This window comes from Streptosporangium sp. NBC_01810, from assembly GCF_035917355.1.
Taxonomy (GTDB): Bacteria; Actinomycetota; Actinomycetes; order Streptosporangiales; family Streptosporangiaceae; genus Streptosporangium.
This window is the reverse complement of sequence record NZ_CP109070.1, coordinates 5,871,107-5,890,554: the sequence shown is the minus strand read 5'-3', so window position 1 is coordinate 5,890,554 and position 19,448 is coordinate 5,871,107. Positions and strand designations below refer to the sequence as shown.

13 protein-coding genes and 1 pseudogene are annotated in these 19,448 nt (G+C 69.5%); 9 read left to right on the top strand and 5 right to left on the bottom strand.

Annotated features, from left to right (window positions below):
• Window positions 1–128: 128 nt before the first annotated feature.
• The gene (locus OIE13_RS25950; protein WP_326635662.1) at window positions 129–1,871 is read left to right on the top strand and encodes a glycerol-3-phosphate dehydrogenase/oxidase; all 1,743 of its coding nucleotides are present in this window, start codon (window positions 129–131) and stop codon (window positions 1,869–1,871) included.
• Window positions 1,872–2,017: 146 nt separating this feature from the next.
• On the opposite strand, the gene OIE13_RS25945 is transcribed toward OIE13_RS25950, so the two are convergent.
• On the bottom strand, window positions 2,018–4,168 hold the full coding sequence (locus OIE13_RS25945; RefSeq protein WP_326828853.1) for a beta-propeller domain-containing protein: 2,151 nt from the start codon (window positions 4,166–4,168) through the stop codon (window positions 2,018–2,020).
• 89 nt (window positions 4,169–4,257) lie between these two features.
• On the opposite strand from OIE13_RS25945, the gene OIE13_RS25940 reads away from it, so the two are divergent.
• The 3 genes and pseudogenes from OIE13_RS25940 to OIE13_RS36820 form a co-directional block, all read left to right on the top strand.
• Window positions 4,258–5,823, top strand: coding sequence for a succinic semialdehyde dehydrogenase (locus OIE13_RS25940; protein ID WP_326828852.1), 1,566 nt, complete (start codon window positions 4,258–4,260; stop codon window positions 5,821–5,823).
• A 604-nt stretch (window positions 5,824–6,427) separates the two neighbouring features.
• Window positions 6,428–7,693, top strand: a complete 1,266-nt coding sequence (locus OIE13_RS25935; RefSeq protein WP_326635667.1) for an AAA family ATPase — start codon at window positions 6,428–6,430, stop codon at window positions 7,691–7,693.
• Window positions 7,694–7,771: 78 nt separating this feature from the next.
• Window positions 7,772–8,059, top strand: a pseudogene (locus tag OIE13_RS36820) (RloB domain-containing protein); the annotation flags it as partial.
• A gap of 166 nt (window positions 8,060–8,225) precedes the next feature.
• Here OIE13_RS36820 and OIE13_RS25930 read toward each other — a convergent pair.
• A complete protein-coding gene (locus tag OIE13_RS25930) occupies window positions 8,226–9,050 on the bottom strand; it encodes a helix-turn-helix domain-containing protein (protein ID WP_326646965.1) in 825 nt (274 codons plus the stop codon).
• Between the two features lie 315 nt (window positions 9,051–9,365).
• A complete protein-coding gene (locus OIE13_RS25925; protein ID WP_326635669.1) occupies window positions 9,366–9,902 on the bottom strand; it encodes a hypothetical protein in 537 nt (178 codons plus the stop codon).
• A 427-nt stretch (window positions 9,903–10,329) separates the two neighbouring features.
• On the opposite strand from OIE13_RS25925, the gene OIE13_RS25920 reads away from it, so the two are divergent.
• Both OIE13_RS25920 and OIE13_RS25915 read left to right on the top strand, forming a co-directional pair.
• Window positions 10,330–11,724 (top strand): pyridoxal phosphate-dependent decarboxylase family protein, encoded by a 1,395-nt coding sequence (locus OIE13_RS25920; protein WP_326635671.1) that lies wholly within the window; start codon window positions 10,330–10,332, stop codon window positions 11,722–11,724.
• 330 nt (window positions 11,725–12,054) lie between these two features.
• Entirely contained in the window at window positions 12,055–13,590 is a 1,536-nt protein-coding gene (locus OIE13_RS25915; protein ID WP_326828850.1) for a DUF885 family protein, read from the top strand.
• An 84-nt stretch (window positions 13,591–13,674) separates the two neighbouring features.
• Here OIE13_RS25915 and OIE13_RS25910 read toward each other — a convergent pair whose 3' ends face one another.
• On the bottom strand, window positions 13,675–14,421 hold the full coding sequence (locus OIE13_RS25910; protein ID WP_326635675.1) for an SDR family NAD(P)-dependent oxidoreductase: 747 nt from the start codon (window positions 14,419–14,421) through the stop codon (window positions 13,675–13,677).
• A gap of 147 nt (window positions 14,422–14,568) precedes the next feature.
• On the opposite strand from OIE13_RS25910, the gene OIE13_RS25905 reads away from it, so the two are divergent.
• From OIE13_RS25905 to OIE13_RS25895, 3 genes are all read left to right on the top strand, one after another.
• Complete coding sequence (locus tag OIE13_RS25905) at window positions 14,569–15,402, top strand: SDR family NAD(P)-dependent oxidoreductase (RefSeq protein ID WP_326635676.1); 834 nt, start codon at window positions 14,569–14,571, stop codon at window positions 15,400–15,402.
• A gap of 36 nt (window positions 15,403–15,438) precedes the next feature.
• The gene (gene guaA, locus OIE13_RS25900; RefSeq protein WP_442811736.1) at window positions 15,439–17,010 is read left to right on the top strand and encodes a glutamine-hydrolyzing GMP synthase; all 1,572 of its coding nucleotides are present in this window, start codon (window positions 15,439–15,441) and stop codon (window positions 17,008–17,010) included.
• 192 nt (window positions 17,011–17,202) lie between these two features.
• Window positions 17,203–18,519, top strand: coding sequence for an acyltransferase family protein (locus OIE13_RS25895; RefSeq protein ID WP_326635681.1), 1,317 nt, complete (start codon window positions 17,203–17,205; stop codon window positions 18,517–18,519).
• On the opposite strand, the gene OIE13_RS25890 is transcribed toward OIE13_RS25895, so the two are convergent.
• A complete protein-coding gene (locus tag OIE13_RS25890; protein WP_326635683.1) occupies window positions 18,423–19,265 on the bottom strand; it encodes a polysaccharide deacetylase family protein in 843 nt (280 codons plus the stop codon). The two genes, OIE13_RS25895 and OIE13_RS25890, sit on opposite strands and share 97 nt — an antisense overlap.
• Window positions 19,266–19,448: the final 183 nt, after the last annotated feature.

Genomic DNA, 19,448 nt, shown 5'->3' with positions numbered 1-19,448 from the left:
TTCTCCCGTCGGACATAGGGATGTTGTTTGAATCTGGCCCACTGCTTCCTACTGGTCAGTAATGGTGCCTAGGGTGGATGGGTAGATACATCGCGTAAGGCGACAAGCCGCACCCCAGGGGGTTGCAAATGACGGCGCGAATGGGCACCGCACGGCTCGGTCCTGCCGAGCGGTCCGCCGCACTGGCGCAGATGAGCGCCGAGGAACTCGACGTGGTGGTGATCGGAGGTGGAGTCGTCGGAGCGGGGGTCGCGCTGGACGCGGCGACCCGCGGGTTGTCGGTCGGGCTGCTGGAGGCGCGTGACTTCGCCTCGGGTACCTCGTCCAGATCCTCCAAGCTCATCCACGGGGGGTTGCGCTACCTGGAACAGCTCAACTTCGAGCTGGTCAGGGAGGCGCTCCAGGAGCGGGCCCTGCTGCTGCAGCGGATCGCCCCGCACCTGGTGCGGCCGGTGCCCTTCCTGTTCCCGCTCCAGCACACGGGCTGGGAGCGGCCCTATGTCGGCGCCGGCCTGGTGCTGTACGACACGATGGGCTTCTCCTCCGGGCTCACCCGGGGCGTGCCCGGCCATCGGCACCTGTCGCGTACCAGGGCGTTGCGGCTCGCGCCCGCGCTGCGGAGGTCGGCGTTCTCCGGCGCGGTGCAGTACTGGGACGCCCAGGTGGACGACGCCCGCTATGTCATGACCATGCTGCGGACCGCGTCCACGTACGGGGCCAACGTCGCCTCGCGGGCGCAGGTGGTGGGCTTTCTCCGCGAGGGGGAGCGGGTCACCGGCGTCCGGGTGCGCGACCTGGAGAGCGGCGGTGAGCTGGACGTACGGGCCCGCCAGGTGGTCAACGCCACCGGGGTGTGGACCGACGACATCCAGGAACTGGTCGGCGGGCGCGGGCAGATCCACGTGCGCGCCTCCAAGGGCATCCACCTGGTGGTGCCGCGCGACCGGATCCACTCGCTCACCGGGATCATCCTGCGCACCGAGAAGTCGGTGCTGTTCGTCATCCCCTGGGGCCGTCACTGGATCATCGGCACCACCGACACCGCCTGGAAGCTGGACCGGGCACACCCGGCGGCGTCGCGGTCGGACATCGACTACATCCTCGACCACGTGAACGAGGTGCTCTCGGTCCCGCTCACCCATGAGGACGTCGAGGGCGTCTACGCGGGGCTGCGCCCGCTGCTGTCGGGGGAGTCCGAGGAGACCTCCAAGCTCTCCCGCGAGCACGTGGTGGCCCACCCGGTCCCGGGGCTGGTCATGGTAGCCGGAGGGAAATACACGACATATCGCGTTATGGCGAAGGATGCGGTGGACGCGGTGGCGCACGGTCTGGACCAGCGGGTCCCGCCCTCCTGCACCGACCGCGTCCCGCTGGCCGGGGCCGAGGGCTACCAGGCGCTGTGGAACTCCAGGCAGCGGCTGGCCCACTCCTCAGGGCTGCACGTGGCCAGGATCGAGCACCTGCTCCAGCGGTACGGCTCGATGATCGACGAGGTGCTGGAGCTGATCGAGCGGGACCCGTCGCTGGCCAAACCGCTGACCGGAGCGGACGACTACCTCCGGGCGGAGGTGGTCTACGCGGCCACCCACGAGGGGGCCAGGCACGTGAACGACGTGCTGACCCGGCGTACGCACATCTCGATCGAGACCTTCCACCGTGGCGTGGCCGTGGTCGAGGAGGCCGCCCAGTTGCTCGCCGGGCCGCTGGGCTGGGACGCCGAGCAGATCAAGCGCGAGGTGGAGTACTACACCAAGCGCGTCGAGTCGGAGCGGCTCTCCCAGGAGCAGGACACCGACCAGGAGGCCGACGCCATCCGCCTCGGTGCCCCGGAGATCGTTCCGGTGGCCGGTCCGGAGGTTCATCCGGTCTAGGGCCCACTCCCTGGACCTTGCCCCAGACCTTCGCTCCCCAGACATCATGACAAGATCTTGTAAAGGTTGATATGTCGGTGTAATAGGATATTTAGGGCGCCCCCGGTGGCGAGGCGGGGGCGCGGAGGGCAGGTGCTTTCAAAAGGTCAGGAGAAGGGGATCCAGGCCTGGTCGGCGAGGTTCTTCAGGTCGTTGACCTTGAGGCCGAGGTCGGAGAGCGTCCACAGGCTGTCGCCGATGACCACCGAGCGGCGGATGCCCGGGTCGTAGGGGGCGAAGCGGGTGTCGTTGACCGGCTTGGGCTTGGGGTGGACGACCGTGCCGGTCCTGGTGACGGCTGAATCACCGATGTTGAGGACCAGAGCTGTGCCGTTGGTCTGCTCGGTGCCTGTCCAGGAGTTCAGCGGGAGGACCGCCGTCCCCGTCTTGGCCCAGTACAGGAAGGCGTGCGGGTCCCACTCGGCCTCCGAGCCCGAGTCCTTCTGGAACATCTGCGACAGCCGGCGCGGGTTGGCCGGGTCGCCGACGTCGAACAGGGAGACCTGGGTGCCGAGCGTGCGGCCCTTCTCACTGGCCTCCTGGCCCACGCCGATCAGTCGTCCGTCGCCCGCCGGGTGCAGGTAGGCCGAGTAGCCGGTGATCTTCAGCTCGCCGGTCTTCCTTGGCGCCGCAGGGTCGCGCAGGTCGAGCGTGTAGAGCGGGTCCACCTGCTTGAACGTCACCACGTAGCCGACCGGGCCGATGAAGCGGACCGAGTAGATCCGCTCGCCCTGTCCCAGGCCGCCGACCTCACCGGCCTTGGCCAGGGTGTCGGCGTTGAGCACGTAGACGGCGCTTGAGCTGTCCTGCCCGGCGGTCGAGGTGGTGGCGATCCGCAGGTGCCCCTCGTGCTCGGACAGGGAGTATTGGTTGAGCAGCCTTCCCGGCACCTTGCCCGAGGCGACGTAGCGGGGTGCCTCGGCGGCGGTGATGTCGAACCTGTGGACCTCGGTCTCCTCCGGAGGCTCCTCAGGGGTCGCCGTCGGCGTCGGCGAGGCGGTGTCACTCGGTGGTGGGGTGTCGGTCGGTGGCGGGGTGTCGGTCGAAGGCGGTGGGCTGGTCCGGGCCTCGGGCGGTTCCGGGAGCAGGGTCGGAGCGGGGTCGAGGTCCGAGGCGGCGGTGGCCGGGGTCGCGATGACGGTAGGAGTGGTGGCCGGGGTCGCGGTGGCCGTGGGAGTGGCGACCGGGGGACTGGCGACCGGGGTGGCCGGGGCCTCATCGACGATCACCGAGTCGATCGGCCTGGCCCACCACCAGCGCGGATTGCTGGTCACGTACAGGCTGGAGCCCGTCCCGTAGACGGTGTCGCCGTCGGCCGCCACGCTGATCGGGGTCGTCTCGGCGAGCGCCTGTGACAGGTCGAGGGTGTGCACCGTCAGCATCGACGTCCCGGTGTACTCCGCCGGGTGGCTGACCCGCTCGCAGCCGACGGCGTGGTCCGAGGTCACGCCGGTCGCGGACGTCAGCTCGTACTTCGGCAGCCATGCCTCGATCGGTGCCCTGGCGACGACCTCCATGTTCCGCCGGGTGCGCTCGTTGTCCACGATGTCGGACCCGGCGTCGGGGAATTCGATCCGCGGCTGGCTGCGGACCACGATCCGCACCGTCGAGCCGACCATCCTGGCGTCCACGTGGGAGCCGTCCGGGGTGAGCGAGCCGATCACCTTCGGCTCCCCGGACAGGTCGACGAGGACGTAGCGCGGTCCCGGGCTCGGCGCGCGCTTGGCCGTCGCGCCGTACGGGATGATTCCGCCGCCGGAGAAGAGCACCAGTGCCCTGTCCCCGCTGACCAGCAGGTCGGCCGGCGCCCACGCCTGCTCGGCGTCCACCAGCTTGAGCGTGCCGGTGACCTTCCTGGTCGCGGCGTCCACCACCCTGAGCACACCGCGGTTGACGGTGATCACCCGGTCGCCGTCGGTCTTCACCAGGTCGGGCTCGTCGACCCCGGCCTCGTGCGTGTTCGTGGTGGAGTGCTCGGGCGGCGCCGCGCCCGCCTTGGCGGAGGCGACGTCCGACCGCGCCTCCGCGTACAGGATCGGGGGGCCGCCGAGGCCCCACGGGCCGACGTTCTTCGCCGTCGCCGCGCGCAGCCCGGCCAGCATGTCGTCGCAGCCGCTGTAGGAGACCAGCCTGATGTTCCCCAACGTGACCGGTGCCGCGGATCCGGCACCGCTCTTCGTCTCCGTAGAACTGCACGCCGTGGCGAGCAGGGCCGCGGCGAGGGTGACCGCGCCGGCTGTACGAATCGATGTCCTCATGCCACTACGACGGATCGGAGGTGTGTGTGGTTCATTGCTTCGCTACCCGTGAGTAGCCACGGCCCGCCTCCCGCGATTACCCTGCGGACATGGCCGTTCCCCTTGAAATGACACGGGACCTCAACCCCCGCATGATCGAACGTGTCGTATCGCACGTGACCTCCGCCGGCAAGACGCAGGAGATCACGGCGCCGTTCACCGGCGAGGTGCTCGCCGAGTTGCCCATTTCCACAGCCGACGACGTCCGCGCCGCGTACGCCACGGCGCGGGAGGCGCAGCGGGCGTGGGCGGTGCTGCCCGTGCGGGAGCGGGCCGAGCCCTTCCTCCGCCTGCACAACGCCATCCTCGACCGCCGTGAGGAGATCCTCGACGTGGTTCAGTGGGAGACCGGCAAGGCACGCAGGCACGCCTTCGAGGAGGTGCTCGACGTCGCGGGCTGCGCCCTCTACCACGCGCGGCGGGCCCCCGGCCTGCTGGAGACCAGATCGCGGGCCGGGATACTGCCCGTCGCCACCAGGACCGTCGAGGCGCGTCGGCCCCGGGGAACGGTGGCTCTGATCTCGCCGTGGAACTACCCGCTCTCGCTCGGTGTCACCGACGCCGTCCCCGCGCTGCTCGCGGGGAACGCGGTGGTCCACAAGCCCGACACCCAGACCGCGCTGTCCACGCTGTGGACCATCGACCTGCTGGTCTCCCTTGGGATGCCCCGCGAGATCTGGCAGGTCGTCCTCGGCGAACCCGCCGAGGTGAGCGACCCGCTGATCGACGGCGCCGACTACGTGGCGTTCACCGGCTCCACCCGGGCCGGCCGGAAGATCGCCGAGGAGGCCGCCAAGCGGCTGATCGGCTGCTCGCTGGAGCTCGGCGGCAAGAACCCGATGCTGGTACTCGACGACGCCGACCTCGACACCGCGACCCAGGGCGCGCTGCGCGCCTGCTTCACCAACGCGGGGCAGCTCTGCCTGTCCATCGAGCGGCTCTACGTCCACGACTCGGTGCACGACGCCTTCGTGGAGAAGTTCGTCCGGCAGGTCAGGAACATGCGGCTCGGCGCTGGACTCGACTGGAGCGTGCAGATGGGCTCGCTCTCCTCGCTGCGGCAACTGGAGGCGGTCGGCGCCCAGGTGGACGACGCCGTCGCGAAGGGCGCCAGGGTGCTGGCCGGGGGGAAGGCCCGCCCCGATCTCGGCCCGCTGTTCTACGAGCCCACCGTCCTGGCCGACGTCGACGAGAGCATGGAGCTCTGCCGCGCCGAGACCTTCGGCCCCGTGGTCGCGGTCTACCGCTTCGGCGACGACGACGAGGCGGTCGAGAAGGCGAACGACACCTCCTACGGGCTCAACGCCTCCATCTGGACCCGCGACCTGTCCCGCGGCCGCGCGCTGGCCTCCCGGATCAAGGCGGGCACCGTCAACATCAACGAGGGGTACGCCTCGGCCTACGCCTCCTACGACGCGCCCATGGGCGGGATGAAGTCCTCGGGGCTTGGCCGCCGGCACGGCGCCGAGGGGCTGCTGAGGTACACCGAGGCGCAGACCATCTCCAGTCAGGCGTCCTGGCTGGGCTTCGAGCCGATCCTCGGCATGGCGTACGAGAAGTACGCCGACACCCTCGCGGGCGCGCTCAAGGTCATGAAGGCGCTCCACCTGAAGTGAGGCCCGGGGAGCCCGGCCCGGCGTCTTCGAGCCGGGCCGGGAGACCGGGGAGGTCGTGAGGGGGCACGACGGCCGATCGCGCGAGGCACGAGCGCGCCCTGCCGTCAGAGGTCGTCATCGAGGCCCGTCGTCTGAAACCGTCGTCTGAGAAGGAGTCGCCGTGTTCGACCATGACGTGCTGGTGATCGGCTCCGGCGCCCTCCGCCTCCCCATCGTCGGCATCACCTGACGGGACGCTACGTAACTCATCACAACCGGCGATCTGCCGCGGGTTCGACTACGGCGAAGTCGCCGTTCTTTCGACGGGCGTTGCGCTGTTCGGGACGGCAGGGATCGCACCGGCCCGGTATGCGCCTTCGCTTCTAATGTTCGGGGTGCCTTCACCGCTGCCGTCGAATCCAGATGCCTCGGCCGGCGCGGCGGCCGAGCATGTCCTGAGATCTCATATCGCCGCGGGCCTCATACCATCAGGCCGGACTCCAGAGAACATGGTAATCCTATGCTGGCATCCATTGAGGGAGCGTCATAGGCTGTTACGTGCAGGCTCTATGCACCAGGACGTAGATGACAGTGCAGAAAGCCCTGTCTCGGTAGGAGGTCTACGGTGCTTATCCGTTTCCGGGTGGCCAACCACCGGTCCATCCGTAATGAGCATGAGCTGTCTCTGATCGCAACTGAGTTCGATGAGAGTGCGGGACGCAGGACCGGCCTCAAGCACCGTGGACGAGAGGTTTCGGCGCAACCTGTAGCGGGTGTGTTCGGAGCCAACGCGTCGGGGAAGTCGAACCTGCTCAGTGGTTTCCGGCTCATGCGCGATGCGGTGCGAGACTCTTTCGCTGACTGGGCCAAGGCGCCGGAGGTGGTTCCCCGGCAGCCCTTCAAGCTAGATCCCGCATCTCGTGAGGAGACAACCCTGTTCGAGGTGGATCTTGCCCTTGGCGGGGATCCTGTCCGCTACACCTATGGCTTCGAGCTGTCGGATGAGCGAGTGGAGGCGGAGTGGCTTCACTCATATCCGCATGGTCGCCGCAACGTCTGGTTCGACCGAGAGGCAGGCCGTCCGGAATCAGAGGGTGGGGAGTTCATCTTCAGGGGGGAAGGTTTTAAAGGGGGACGGGAACCCCTGGTCAGGCTGACCCGTCCAAACGCTCTGTTCCTGTCCGTCGGTGCGACTCTCAACGATCCCCAGCTGTCGGCGATACACAGGTGGTTCCTCGACAACCTGTGGCTGGTGACACCGGGAAGAGATCTCAGCGCCCGGGTGGACTGGACCAAACGGCTCCTCACGCGCTCGGATCAGGAGGAGAGCTACCACCAACGGATCACGCGGTTGCTGCAATCGGCCGACTTGGGGGTCACCCGCCTCGACACGGACCCTGAGACCGGTGAGATCAGATTGTGGCACCGTACGCCGGATGGTGGAGAGACACCGCTGGACTTTCGCACGGAAGAGTCGCTGGGCACCCACGCCTGGTTCGCTTTCCTTGGGCCCATGCTCACTGTGCTGGACCAGGGATCGGTCCTGCTGGTGGACGAGCTGGATTCGAGCCTGCACCCCACACTCGCAGCCGAGGTCGTACGGGTCTTCCAGGACCCTGCATCCAACCCGCATGATGCACAGCTGATTTTCACGACGCACGACGCGACCTTGCTGGGCAGCGAGGTGCTCGACAGGCCGCTCAACCGTGATCAGGTGTGGATCACGGTGAAGCAACGCTCAGGAGAGACCGAGCTGTACCCGCTGACAGAGGCCAAGCCGCGTAAGGAGGAGAACCTGGAGCGCGGTTATCTACGTGGCCGCTACGGCGGAGTGCCTCGGGTCACCGCCGGAAAAATCGTCCGTGAACTGTCCAGGCAAGAGGCGAAGTGAGGTTCCCCCCGTACGACAGCCACCGATGGTGTGGGATCACGAGGTTGCGTCTGAGGGCTTGTAGAGCTCTTCGACCGTGATCGGTGGAATGACATCCCGCAGGCGGTCAAGGCCGCCGCCGAGTCCAGGGTCGAGCTCGCGTTCTCACACCCGTCGTTCGACCTGTGGTTACTGCTGCACTTCCAGACGTTCGGAGGGGCACAGAGCGGCAGCAGCAAGCTCGTGGTCGAGAAGCTGCGGCAGGTCAGGGGTACGGACGCCTTCAAGGACTATGGCAGGAAGGGAGAGAAGAGCATCAAGGGCGCTCGGCGCGATGCCCTGAAAGGACGGGAGGGCAAGGCGGTGGCGCATGCCCGAAGTCTGGTGGCCTCCTGCGCCCAGGGGTTCTGTGAGCCCGATCGTGCGAAGACCGGGCCGGTCGACCGCCAGGCCGAACCGGAGTCTCCTCAAGAGTGGGCGGCCCGTTCCGGGCATGCCCCGGAGTGCCTGGTCCTCCAGCGTGACCCGTCCACCGACGTGTGGCGGCTGTTGGTCACGTTGGGCATCGATGGGCGGAAGCCCGGCAAACTCCTGCTTGTGCGGCGTTGTAGGCGCAGGTGCACAGCATCTGGGCGTAGGCGGCGGCGTGGGCGGGCGTGCCGAGCCCTGTGGCCTCCAGGCGGTGGGTGGCCTGCAGAGTGAGCTGGTCGGCGATTTTCTGGCGGCCCTCATGGCGTAGCACGATGCCCAGGGAGCGCGCCGAGGCGGCCATGCTGATCGGGGAGCCGGACAGGCCCGCGAACACGCTGGCGCGGTCTGCGGTGATCCTGCTCGCCTCATACCTCCCGATCTTGTCCAAGGCCTCGGTCGCCAGGTCATAGCAGGCGGCCGCCTGCGCGCAAGCATCCGCTCTTCGGCTATCGGCCGCTTCGTGAGCCAGGGCCAGAAGATCAGGCAGATCAGCGACAAGCCGAGCCAGATCACCGCTGTCGAAGCGACTTCGCGCCCAGGTCAGACGGGAGGCAATTTGCTCGGGCAGGGGAGGACTGGAGGATGCGGGCGGGATGGCCAGCGCGTCATCGAGCCTGGCCAGCAGATGAGCAGGGATAGCGAGTCCGGCGGCGGACAGCAGAGTGCGGCGGCGCATCAAGTCTTCTTTCGCGAGCTGACCCATCGTTTCGGCCACCGTAACCGGATTGATCAGCGCGCTGAGGATATGACCAGGTACCCCAGCTGCGTGGGCGACGCGGCGCAGCACATGCAGGTCGACCCCCGCACGCCGACCCGTCTCCAGCCGGGAGATCGTCGAGGCTGAGTAACCCGAGGCTTTCCCCAGGTCGACTTGTTTCCAGCTCTGTAGTTGCCGCGCGAACCTGATGACACCGCCGACGTCATGGGCGCGGCCTCACGATCGTCGAGGCCCTCGCCCACGACTCCGGCGTCACCCCGCTCCGCGACCATCCCGGCAAAACCGTTTGGGCCCGCTGGTGGCTTCCCTCCTGAACGACTCACCCGACCATCCGGACACCGTCCTGAGTCCGAGGGGGGCAGTGGACGGTCGCGGCGGTCGCGTCCCGGCCGACCGTAGGCGGTGAATTCGACCGGTGCCTTCCCGTCGTCGGCATCGCTTGGAAGTACTTCGTCTGACACGGCACGCGAAGATGGATGGCGGGTCGACGATCATGGGCCGGTGTCAGGCCATCGCGTGGCGGAGGCGCTCGCGATCTTTTTCCGGAAGCCGCCGCTGGAGGCGTCGGGCGCGGATGAGTGAATCCGCGATCTCGCACACCTCGGCGAGCTCCACCTCCATGGGCGAGACCTCGGCAAGGCGATTCCTGTGAAGCCAGGTCGCCACCTCCGCCCACGACCACAGGCTCACGCGGGGACGCCGCACCTTCGGTTCGGGAAAGTCTCCCGGCCCGCGGCGGCCGACGGCCCAGTGGTCGGCCGTGGCGAAGGTCCGGCCGGTACGGTCGGCGATCTCGGCGAGCGTCACGAGATCCTCGCTCACCCCGGTCACCTCGATTCCCGCTGAGCGCCCCTGGGCGATCGCGGACGCGATCGCCTCCACCGCCCCGGTCGCCTCACGATCAAACGAGGCGATGCCGGGTCCGCCCGTGGCCGGGTCGAGTGACACCGTGGCGTCGTCCCATCCAGCCTCGTACAGCGCGTCGATCACCGTTTCGCCGCTCGGGGCCGTGAAGTGAAGTTCGAAACTGTAGACGGTCACGGGGCTCATACTCCCTCTGGTAAATCGTTCTCAAACCCATGCGGGCACTGGTCGACGAGACGCCGCAGTCGCCTGGCGTGCACCTCCGGTGAGCGCGGTGTCGACCAGACGGACGTGGGAGGTCTGCATCCCTGATGTCCACCGGGACATGAGGCGCGTCCCCATGCGTGACCTCCTGCCTTCTCGATGGTCCAGCCTGCGGCGATCATGTAGTCGATCGCCGCTCGTATCTCCTTGTTGGGATGCCGATCCATGCGGAGATGACGATGCCTGACGTAGAGTTAATTCTACAGAATGCGTAAGTTGATCGGGCGGAAGGCCGGTTCGTAGACATGGGCCGTCTCGATGGATCCGATCTCGTCCGGGCATGATCCTCCGGGATACGGCTCGGTTGGCGGGGTGTGGTGAATTCGACCAGGATTCCGGTGTGACCTGGAATGTCGAGGAGTTCGTGCGCGCGGCCGGGGTGACCGTCGAGGAGCTGGCCGCCTACGTGGCGGAGAGCCAGCAGGGGGCGGCGCCGGTCATCCGGCGCAGGCCCCCGGGGGAGCTGGCCGAGCGGCTCGGGCTCGCCCGGTGGATCCGCGAGGGCGGGATGACGGCGGAGAGCCACCGGGAGTTCCTGCGCGGCTACCTCGCCGAGGGCACCCGGATGCACCACCCCGCCTACCTGGGACATCAGATCGCCGCGCCCGACTTCCCCGCCGCGCTCGCCGACTTCGTGCACGGCGCGACCAACAACCCGATGGCCGTCTACGAGATGGGCGCCTCGGCGGCGACCGTCGAGTTCGAGGTGCTGCGCTGGATGCTGGGCAAGGTCGGGTTCGGCGAGGCGGGCGGCGGGGTCCTCACCCACGGTGGCTCGCTGGCCAACCTCACCGCGCTGCTGGCCGCGCGGGCGGCGGTCGCCCCGGACGCGTGGACCGACGGCGTCCCCGGCGGCCTCGCCCTGCTCGCTCCGGCCTCGGCGCACTACTCGCTGGCCCGCGCCGCCGCGATCCTCGGGCTGGGCGAGCGCGCGGTCATGCCGCTGGACGTGGACGAGCTCGGCAGGATCGACGTCGCCCGCCTGCCCGACGCCCTGGAACGGGTGCGCGAGGCCGGACGGCGGCCGATGGCCCTGGTGGCGAACGCCTGCGCGACCGGGACCGGGCTCTACGACGACCTGCGCGGGATCGGCGAGTTCTGTACGGCGAGCGGCGTCTGGTTCCACGTGGACGGCGCCCACGGCGCCTCGGCGCTGCTGGCCGCCGAGCACCGTCACCTGCTCGACGGGATCGAACTCGCCGACTCGCTGATCTGGGACGCGCACAAGATGCTGCGTACCTCCAGCCTGGCCGCCGCGGTCCTGACCCGGCGCGGGGGCGACCTGGACGCGGCCTTCCGGCAGCGGGCCGGCTACCTGTTCTACGGCGAGCAGGGCTTCGACCTCATCGGCAGGACCGTGGAGTGCAGCAAGGCCGAGCTGGGCCTGAAGATCTTCCTCAATCTGGCCTGGCGGGGCGAGCGGGGCCTGGGCGAGCACGTCGCGCGGCAGTACGCCACGGCGCACCGCTTCTGGGAGCTGGCCCGCGAGCGGCCGGGCTTCGAGTGCCCGTACGAGCCGGAGAGCAACATCGTCTGCTTCAGGTACGGCACCGCCGACCAGGCGGATATCCGCGAGCGCCTGATGGAGGACGGCGCGTTCGCGCTGACCTCGGCCGAGGTTAGCGGGGTCCGCCACCTGCGGGTCACCGTCATGGCCCCCGCCACGGACGACAAGACACTGGAGGCGCTGCTCGACCGGATCACCGAACTGGAGGCCCCGGCCGGTCTCCGGTGAGTCCCGGAGGGTACGGCCGGGCCTCGACGCCGGTTCTCCGCGGGGTCCGGAGCGTACGCCCGGCCGGTTCTCAGCGGATCCCGGAGTCGGGGTTGGCGGCGTCCCAGCGGCGGCGCGACCGTCGCCGGGCTGCCACCTGGAACCGTTCTCCGCAGGTCGGTTACCATGATCGTCCTGGGTCGGCCTGGATCACGTGCGGAACACGGGCACGGAGGCGCTCCCCGCCCGGTGGGGGCCGGGCCGCTGAGCGCGTACGTCGGGGAGAGCCGGACGCGTTTACCCGGCAGCGGGCCGGGGCGACAAACGCCGTCCTGATATAGCGTCGCGACCATGACCGAACTCGACGGCCGCCTCCGGGCGGTGTGCGACCTCAGTGTCTCCGGTGTCCGGGAAATGGCCGGGCGGCACGAGTACGACGGCCTGATCCAGGACCTGTCGCCGACGGGGGTGCGCGCCGGGCCGGCCGCGCTCGGCCAGGGGGCGTTGCCCGCCGATCCGTACGACGCGGCGCACCTGCAGATCTTCGAGGAGTCCGCGCGGGTGCAGTTCGCCGAGCTGGAGCTGCACCGGCGCAGCCCCATGGAGCACCTGGGCAACCTGGACCTGGCCACCTACGACCGCGAGTACGCCCCCGAGGCCGAGCGGGATGCCGCCAAGCAGGCACACCTCGCCCGCTGGCCGGAGGCGGTGGACAACGCGGTCGCCTCGCTCGACCTGCTCAGCGCCCCCGTCGCGACCGCGCTGCTCGGGGCGGTACGCGGCCTGGCCGCCGGGGTGCCCCGCGACGCGAAGGAGAGCGTGCGCGAGGCGGCGTTCAGGGCACACGCCCGGCTGGTGGAGCACGTCGAGAAGGCCGCGCACTCCGGCGACCCGGACGCCTCGCTCGGCGCCGGCGGTCTCTCCAGGCTGATGAGCGCCGGCGACGGTCTCCCGGTCGACCTGGGACGGCTCGCCGAGCGCGCCGACGCCGAACGCGACCGGCTGATGGCCCGGCTGGCGGAGTCCTGCGCGGCGCTGGGGTTCGCCGATCGGCCGCCGCTGGACGTCGCGCGCGAGCTGGTCAGGCAGCATCCCGGCCCGGAGGGCGTGATCGAGGCGGCCAGGATCGGCACCGAGAGCGCCATCGCCTTCACCCGTGAGAAGGACCTGGTGCCCTACCACGACGGGGAGTGCCTGGTCGGCATCGCGCCCGAGTCGCGCCGGTGGGCCATGGCCATGATGAGCTGGTCGGCGCCCGGCGAGCCCGACGGCCCCTCGTGGTACCACGTCACCCCGCCCGACCCCTCGTGGCCGCAGGGCGACATCGAGGAGTGGCTGGAGGTCTTCAGTGAGACCACACTCCCCGCGATCAACGTGCACGAGGTCGCCCCCGGACACTTCTCGCACGGTCGCGCGCTCCGCCGCGCCCGCTCCGACGTGCGGCGGACGCTGATGTCGACGGCCTTCGCCGAGGGCTGGGCGCACTATGCCGAAGAGCTCTGCGTCGAGGAGGGCTTCGCGCCGGAGGACCCGCGCTTCGAGATCGGCGTGTGGCTGGAGGCGCTCATCAGGGTGACCCGGCTGGCCTGCGCGATCGGCGTGCACTCCGGCGCGATGACCGTCGAGGAGGGTGCCCGCCGCTTCGCCGCCGACACCCACATCGCCGGCCCGGCGGCCCTCTCCGAGGCGGCGCGGGCCACCTTCGACCCCACCTACGGCCGCTACACCTGGGGCAAGCTGGAGATCCTCGCCCTCCGCGAGCGCGCCAGAACCGTCTGGGGCTCCGACTTCGGCCTTAAACGCTTCCACACCGCCATGCTCGACCTCGGCTCCCCACCTCTCGGCCTCCTCGACCACGCCCTTCAGGACCGTCCAGGCGCCCGGTAGGTCCACCCGGCGCCGCCGCTCAGGTCCGGGTCAAGGGCGGCGCGGCCGCCGACACCGGCCTGGTGGGGAGTTCCGGCCGAGGCGTCAGCGGTCGACGGCGGTGGCGCCGCCGTCGACGACCAGGTGGGTGCCGGTGATGAAGGACGCCTCGTCGCTCAGCAGGAACCGTACGGCCGTCGCGACCTCGGCGGGGCGGCCGAGGCGGCGGAAGGGGGACTTGTGCTTGAAGGACTCCACGAGGCTCTTGTCGCCGCCGGTGGCGTTGACGAGCATGGGGGTGTCGATGTAGCCGGGGCAGACGGCGTTGACCCGGATCGGCACCAGCTCGTGGGCCATGGAGCGGGTCAGGCCGAGCAGGCCCGCCTTGGAGGAGCAGTAGGCCGGGATGAACGCCTGCCCGACCAGGCCCTCGACCGAGGAGATGCCGACGACCGCGGAGCCCTCGTGCTCGCGCAGGTCCGGAAGCAGTGCCTTGACCAGCATGGCGTGGGCGCGCAGGTTGACGTTGAGCACCGCGTCCCAGGCGGCCTCGGTCAGCTCACCGACGCCCAGGGGGGCCGCGATCCCGGCCGCGTGCACGAGGCCGCCGATCGAGCCGAGGGCGTCGCGGCTGGTGGTGATCGCGGCGGGGAAGGACGAGGCGTCGGTGACGTCGACGGTGACGGCGATCGCGGGGGCGCCGTTCATGGCGACGAAGGAGGCGGTCTCCTTGGCGCCCGTCTCGTCAAGATCCCAGATCGCGACCGGGCGTCCGGCCTCGGCGAGCGCCAGCGCGCAGGCCCGCCCGATCCCTGATGCTCCGCCGGTGACGACGACTCCGGTGCCTGTCATGGCCTGCCTCCTCGACTGATGGTGAGCTGAACGTTAGCTTTGTGACCAAACGGCCGCTAGGTATGGTGCGGCCGGAGACGGCGCGATGTGTGAACCGTCGGTTCAGTGGTAACACGATGCGGGAACCGTCAGGCTGGAGGAAACGCCATGCGTGAACTGTCAGGCAAGGTCGCGGTCGTCACGGGGGCGGGCGGCGGGATCGGCCGAGCGCTCGCGCTGGTCCTGGCCGCGGAGGGGATGGCCCTCATGCTCGCCGACGTCGCCCCCGACTCTCTCGCGGAGACCGCCTCGCTGGTGGAGGGGGTCAAGGTCATCACCGAGATCACCGACGTCTCCGACCGGGCGGCCGTGGAGCACCTCGCCGACCGGACCTTCGGTGAGCTGGGCGCGGTCCACGTGCTGTGCAACAACGCGGGGGTCTTCCAGGGCGGCCGGCTGTGGACGAGGAGGCCCGAGGACTTCGCCTGGCTGCTCGGGGTGAACCTGTGGGGTGTGCTCCACGGGATCCGGGCCTTCGTCCCCCGTATGATCGCCCAGGACACCGAGGGCCACATCCTCAACACCGTCTCGGCGGCGGGGTTGTTCGCCGCGCCGTTCTCCGGCGCCTACTCGGTCTCGAAGTACGCCGCGTTCGCCGCCTCGCTGTCCCTCGCCCAGGATCTCGCGATGGCCGGTTCCAAGCTCCGGGTGACCGTGCTCTGCCCGGGCGGGGTGCGGACCGGCATCAACCGCTCAGAACGGGGCAGGCCAGAGAATCTCGCGGTCGCCGGGCCGACCGAGGACGAGATGGCCTCCGTCGGGATGATCGACGGCCTGGTGGAACGGGGCATCGACCCCGAACAGGTGGCGCTCGCCGCGGTGGCGGCCATCCGCGAGGAGCGTTTCCTGGTCTTCACCCACCCCGGCTACGCGGCGGGCCTGCGCGAGCAGACCGAGGCCCTGCTCGCCGGGGCTCTGCCCCCGTTTCCCATCTACGAGTAGCGCGCTGACGGGCGCCGATAGACTGGCATCACCGCTCTGTTCCTTTTGGGGGTCTTGGTGTCTGAGTTCGACACGGTCCTGGTCGTCGATTTCGGCGCGCAGTACGCGCAGCTGATCGCGCGAAGGGTGCGTGAATGCCACGTCTACTCCGAGATCGTCCCGTCGACGATGCCGGTGGAGGAGATGATGGCCAAGAGGCCCAAGGCCATCATCCTGTCCGGCGGCCCCTCGTCGGTGTACGCCGAGGGCGCCCCGGCCGCCCCCGAGGGCCTGTTCGACACCGGCGTGCCGACCTTCGGCATCTGCTACGGCTTCCAGGTCATGGCCCAGGAGCTGGGCGGGGAGGTGGCCAGGACCGGGACCGCCGAGTATGGCGGCACCCACCTGGAGGTGAGCGAGCAGGGCGTGCTCTTCGCGGGGCTGCCCGCGAAGCAGTCGGTCTGGATGTCCCACGGGGACAGCGTCTCCGCCGCCCCCGAGGGCTTCACGGTCACCGCCACGACCGCCGAGACGCCCGTCGCCGCCTTCGAGAACCCCGGGCTGGGCCTGTACGGCGTCCAGTTCCACCCCGAGGTCCTGCACTCCGAGCACGGCCAGGCGGTGCTGAGGCACTTCCTGGACGCCGCGGGCTGCCGCCCCTCCTGGACGATGCTCAACATCGTCGAGGACGCGGTCGAGGCGATTCGCGCCCAGATCGGCCCCGAGGGCCGCGCCATCTGCGGGCTCTCCGGCGGCGTCGACTCCGCGGTGGCCGCCGCCATGGTCCAGCGGGCCATCGGTGACCGTCTGACCTGTGTTTTCGTCGACCACGGGCTGCTGCGCAAGGGCGAGGCCGAGCAGGTCGAGCGCGACTTCGTGGCCGTCACCGGGGTCAAGCTCCGGGTGGCCGACGCCCAGGAGCGCTTCCTGAAGGCGCTCGAAGGGGTCACCGACCCCGAGGAGAAGCGCAAGATCATCGGTCGCGAGTTCATCAGGGTCTTCGAGGACGAGCAGCGCGCCATCATCGCCGACGGCCCCGTCGACTTCCTCGTCCAGGGCACCCTCTACCCCGACGTGGTCGAGTCGGGCGGCGGCACCGGCACCGCCAACATCAAGTCCCACCACAATGTCGGAGGTCTCCCCGACGATCTCCAGTTCTCGCTGGTGGAGCCGCTCCGCGCGCTGTTCAAGGACGAGGTCCGCCGGGCCGGCGAGGAACTGGGCCTGCCCGCCTCCATGGTCTGGCGCCAGCCGTTCCCCGGCCCGGGGCTGGGCATCCGCATCGTCGGCGCGGTCAGTCGCGAGCGCCTGGAGATCCTCCGCGAGGCGGACGCCATCGCCCGCGAGGAGCTCTCCCGCGCCGGTCTCGACCGGGAGATCTGGCAGTGCCCGGTCGTGCTGCTCGCCGACGTCCGCTCGGTGGGCGTCCAGGGTGACGGCCGCACCTACGGCCACCCGATCGTGCTGCGCCCGGTCTCCAGCGAGGACGCGATGACCGCCGACTGGTCCCGCGTCCCCTACGACGTGCTCGCCCGCATCTCCACCCGCATCACCAACGAGGTCCGCGAGGTCAACAGAGTGGTGCTGGACGTGACCAGCAAGCCCCCGGGCACCATCGAGTGGGAGTAGGAGGCCGCCGCCGGAACGCGGTTGATCAGCGGGTCGGTGCCCCCGTCCGCCGGGCCGGAACAGCGGGTGGTCGAGGTCCGGATCCGGAACAGCGGGTGGTCGCGGTCCGGATGGCGCCGATCGCCGTCCGACGGGGGGAGGTTACCGCCGATGGCGGGGTTTCGCGGGGTGCCGAACGGTAAGTTGGGGCGGGTGTCCTCCTCCACCCTGATCGGCGCAGGTTCCACCAAGACCCCCGCCCCCCGCCTGGCGTGGCTCGACGCGCTGCGCGGGATCGGTGCGGTCGCCGTGTTGCTGGAGCACATGCTGCCCTGGTTCATGCCCGGCCTGAGGCCGTACTGGTTCAACCTCGGGATGTACGGCGTTCTGGTGTTCTTCCTGGTCAGCGGCTACATCATCCCGGTCTCGCTGGAGCGGCGCGGTGACGTGCGGGCCTTCTGGATCAGCCGGGTGTTCCGGCTCTACCCGATCTACCTGCTGGTCGCGGTGGGAGTCCTGGTCATGGCGATCTGGATGCCCGTCCGTGAGCAGGTGCCCAGGGACCTGTCGTCGGTGTTCGCGCACGCCACGATGCTGCTGGACGTGGTGCACCTGGGCGGCCTGGCCGACACCATGTGGACGCTCTCGTACGAGATGGTCTTCTACCTGATCGTCACCGCGCTGTTCGTCGGCGGGGTGCACCGCGCGAGCGGCACTTTCGCCATCGGCTTCGGGGCGGTCGCGGTCGTGGCGGGGCTGGTGCTCACGGCGCCGCTGCTGAAGGGGCCCTGGCCCGCGTACGTGTCCGGCGTGGTGTTCTTCGCGGGCCTGGCATGCCTGATCGGCGGTCGGTTCACGAAGATCGCCGCATATGTCCTCGGCGCGATGGCCGTGGTGCTGCTGATCTTCTCCGGTTTCGTGCCGTGGCTGGGGGCGGCGATCCTCGCGGTGATGTTCGCCGGGACCGCGATCCGCCGCTGGGAGCACGGCGAGGGAGCCCTCTGGCCGGTGGCGGTCGTGACGGTGCTCGTGGCGCTGGCCCCGGTCTGGTCGGAGCAGGCCGGCTGGTGGTGGGTGCGGCCGGGGCCGTGGTTCGCCACCATGGCGCTGGCCGGGGCGTCGTTCGCGGGCGCGATGGCACTGCGCGAGCGCAGGCTGCCCCGGTTCCTCGTCTGGCTGGGCCTGGTCAGCTACTCGGTCTACCTGCTGCACCACCCGCTGCTGCGGCTCGTGTCCGCCGTTGTCGGAGACGTGCGGGCCGCGGGGCCGGTGGTGCAGCTGTCACTGTCCGCGGCGTTCGTGCTGGTGGTGCTCGGCCTGAGCCTGCTCACCCACCGCTACGTGGAGCTTCCCATGCAGCGGTGGGGCAGGCGGTGGGCTCGGCGGCCCTCCTTGAGCGAGGTGGCTCAGGTGCCGTCCGCGGGCGAGGTGGCTCAGGTGCCGTCCGCGGGCGACTCCGCGAAGTCGTCCGGGTCGCCGGTGGGCGAGTCGGAGATCAGGCCGTCGTCCTTCTCGGAGCCGACCGGGTAGACCTCCCCGGCCTTCGTGGCCTTGGCGCCGCGCAGCGAGGAGATCGCCACCACGTGGTAGCCCTGCTTCTGCAGCGCGGTCAGCAGCTTCGGCATCACCTTGACCGTCTGCTCGACCCAGTCGTGCATGAGGATGACCCCGTCACGCTTGGCGTTCTTGAGCACCTCGTCGTAGATGGCCTTCTCGTTCCTGGTCGCCCAGTCGCGGGAGCCGCCGTTCCACAGGTAGATCGGCATGCCCATCTCGATGGCGATCGCCGTGACCCGCTGGTCGAACTCGCCGTACGGCGGGCGGATGGCCGCCGGGTACTTCCCGGTGACCTTCTTGACGATGTCCTGGGTCTTGTCCAGCTCCTCGCGGATCTTGTCCTCGGACACCTCCCGCAGGTGCGGGTGGCTGTAGCTGTGGTTGCCGATGTCGTGGCCTTCGGCGACCATCCGCTTGGCGAACGCGGGGCGGGACTTCACGTACTGGCCCTCAAGGAAGAACGTCGCCTTGGACTTGTACTTCTTGAAGGTGTCGAGCAGCTTGTCGGCGTACTTGCCGGGACCGTCGTCGAAGGTCAGCGCGATGCACTTGACCTTCGCGCAGTCCACGGGCACCGGCTTGGGGGCGGGCTTGGCCTTACCCGTCGCCTTGGTGGTGCCCGTCGTTTTGGGCTGGTCCGCACTCCACGCGGCGGTCGGGGTGGCAATCATGGCCAGCGCACAGGATGTGGCCAGCAGCATTCGGACAGGAGACTTCATGAGGGGAGCTCCGGGTCAAATCGACGTCGGTCGAATGGGCATCCTATCGAGGTGTCTGATGGCTCCTGGGGCTGAAGCGTCACAATGTCCTGTGAAAGCCCATGTGTTCCGATGATCGCAGCACGGCGGCATGCCTGTCACAAACTTGACGTTTCCCCAGGTCATGGCTGTGTATAGCGGTGC

Excerpts from the sequence above, each read along its gene's own strand:
- OIE13_RS25950 (WP_326635662.1), top strand. The coding sequence starts at position 129 with ATGACGGCGCGAATGGGCACCGCACGGCTCGGTCCTGCCGAGCGGTCC.
- OIE13_RS25905 (WP_326635676.1), top strand. The coding sequence starts at position 14,569 with ATGCGTGAACTGTCAGGCAAGGTCGCGGTCGTCACGGGGGCGGGCGGC.
- OIE13_RS25945 (WP_326828853.1), bottom strand. The coding sequence starts at position 4,168 with ATGAGGACATCGATTCGTACAGCCGGCGCGGTCACCCTCGCCGCGGCC.
- OIE13_RS25910 (WP_326635675.1), bottom strand. The coding sequence starts at position 14,421 with ATGACAGGCACCGGAGTCGTCGTCACCGGCGGAGCATCAGGGATCGGG.
- OIE13_RS25915 (WP_326828850.1), top strand. The coding sequence starts at position 12,055 with ATGACCGAACTCGACGGCCGCCTCCGGGCGGTGTGCGACCTCAGTGTC.
- OIE13_RS25890 (WP_326635683.1), bottom strand. The coding sequence starts at position 19,265 with ATGAAGTCTCCTGTCCGAATGCTGCTGGCCACATCCTGTGCGCTGGCC.
- OIE13_RS25940 (WP_326828852.1), top strand. The coding sequence starts at position 4,258 with ATGGCCGTTCCCCTTGAAATGACACGGGACCTCAACCCCCGCATGATC.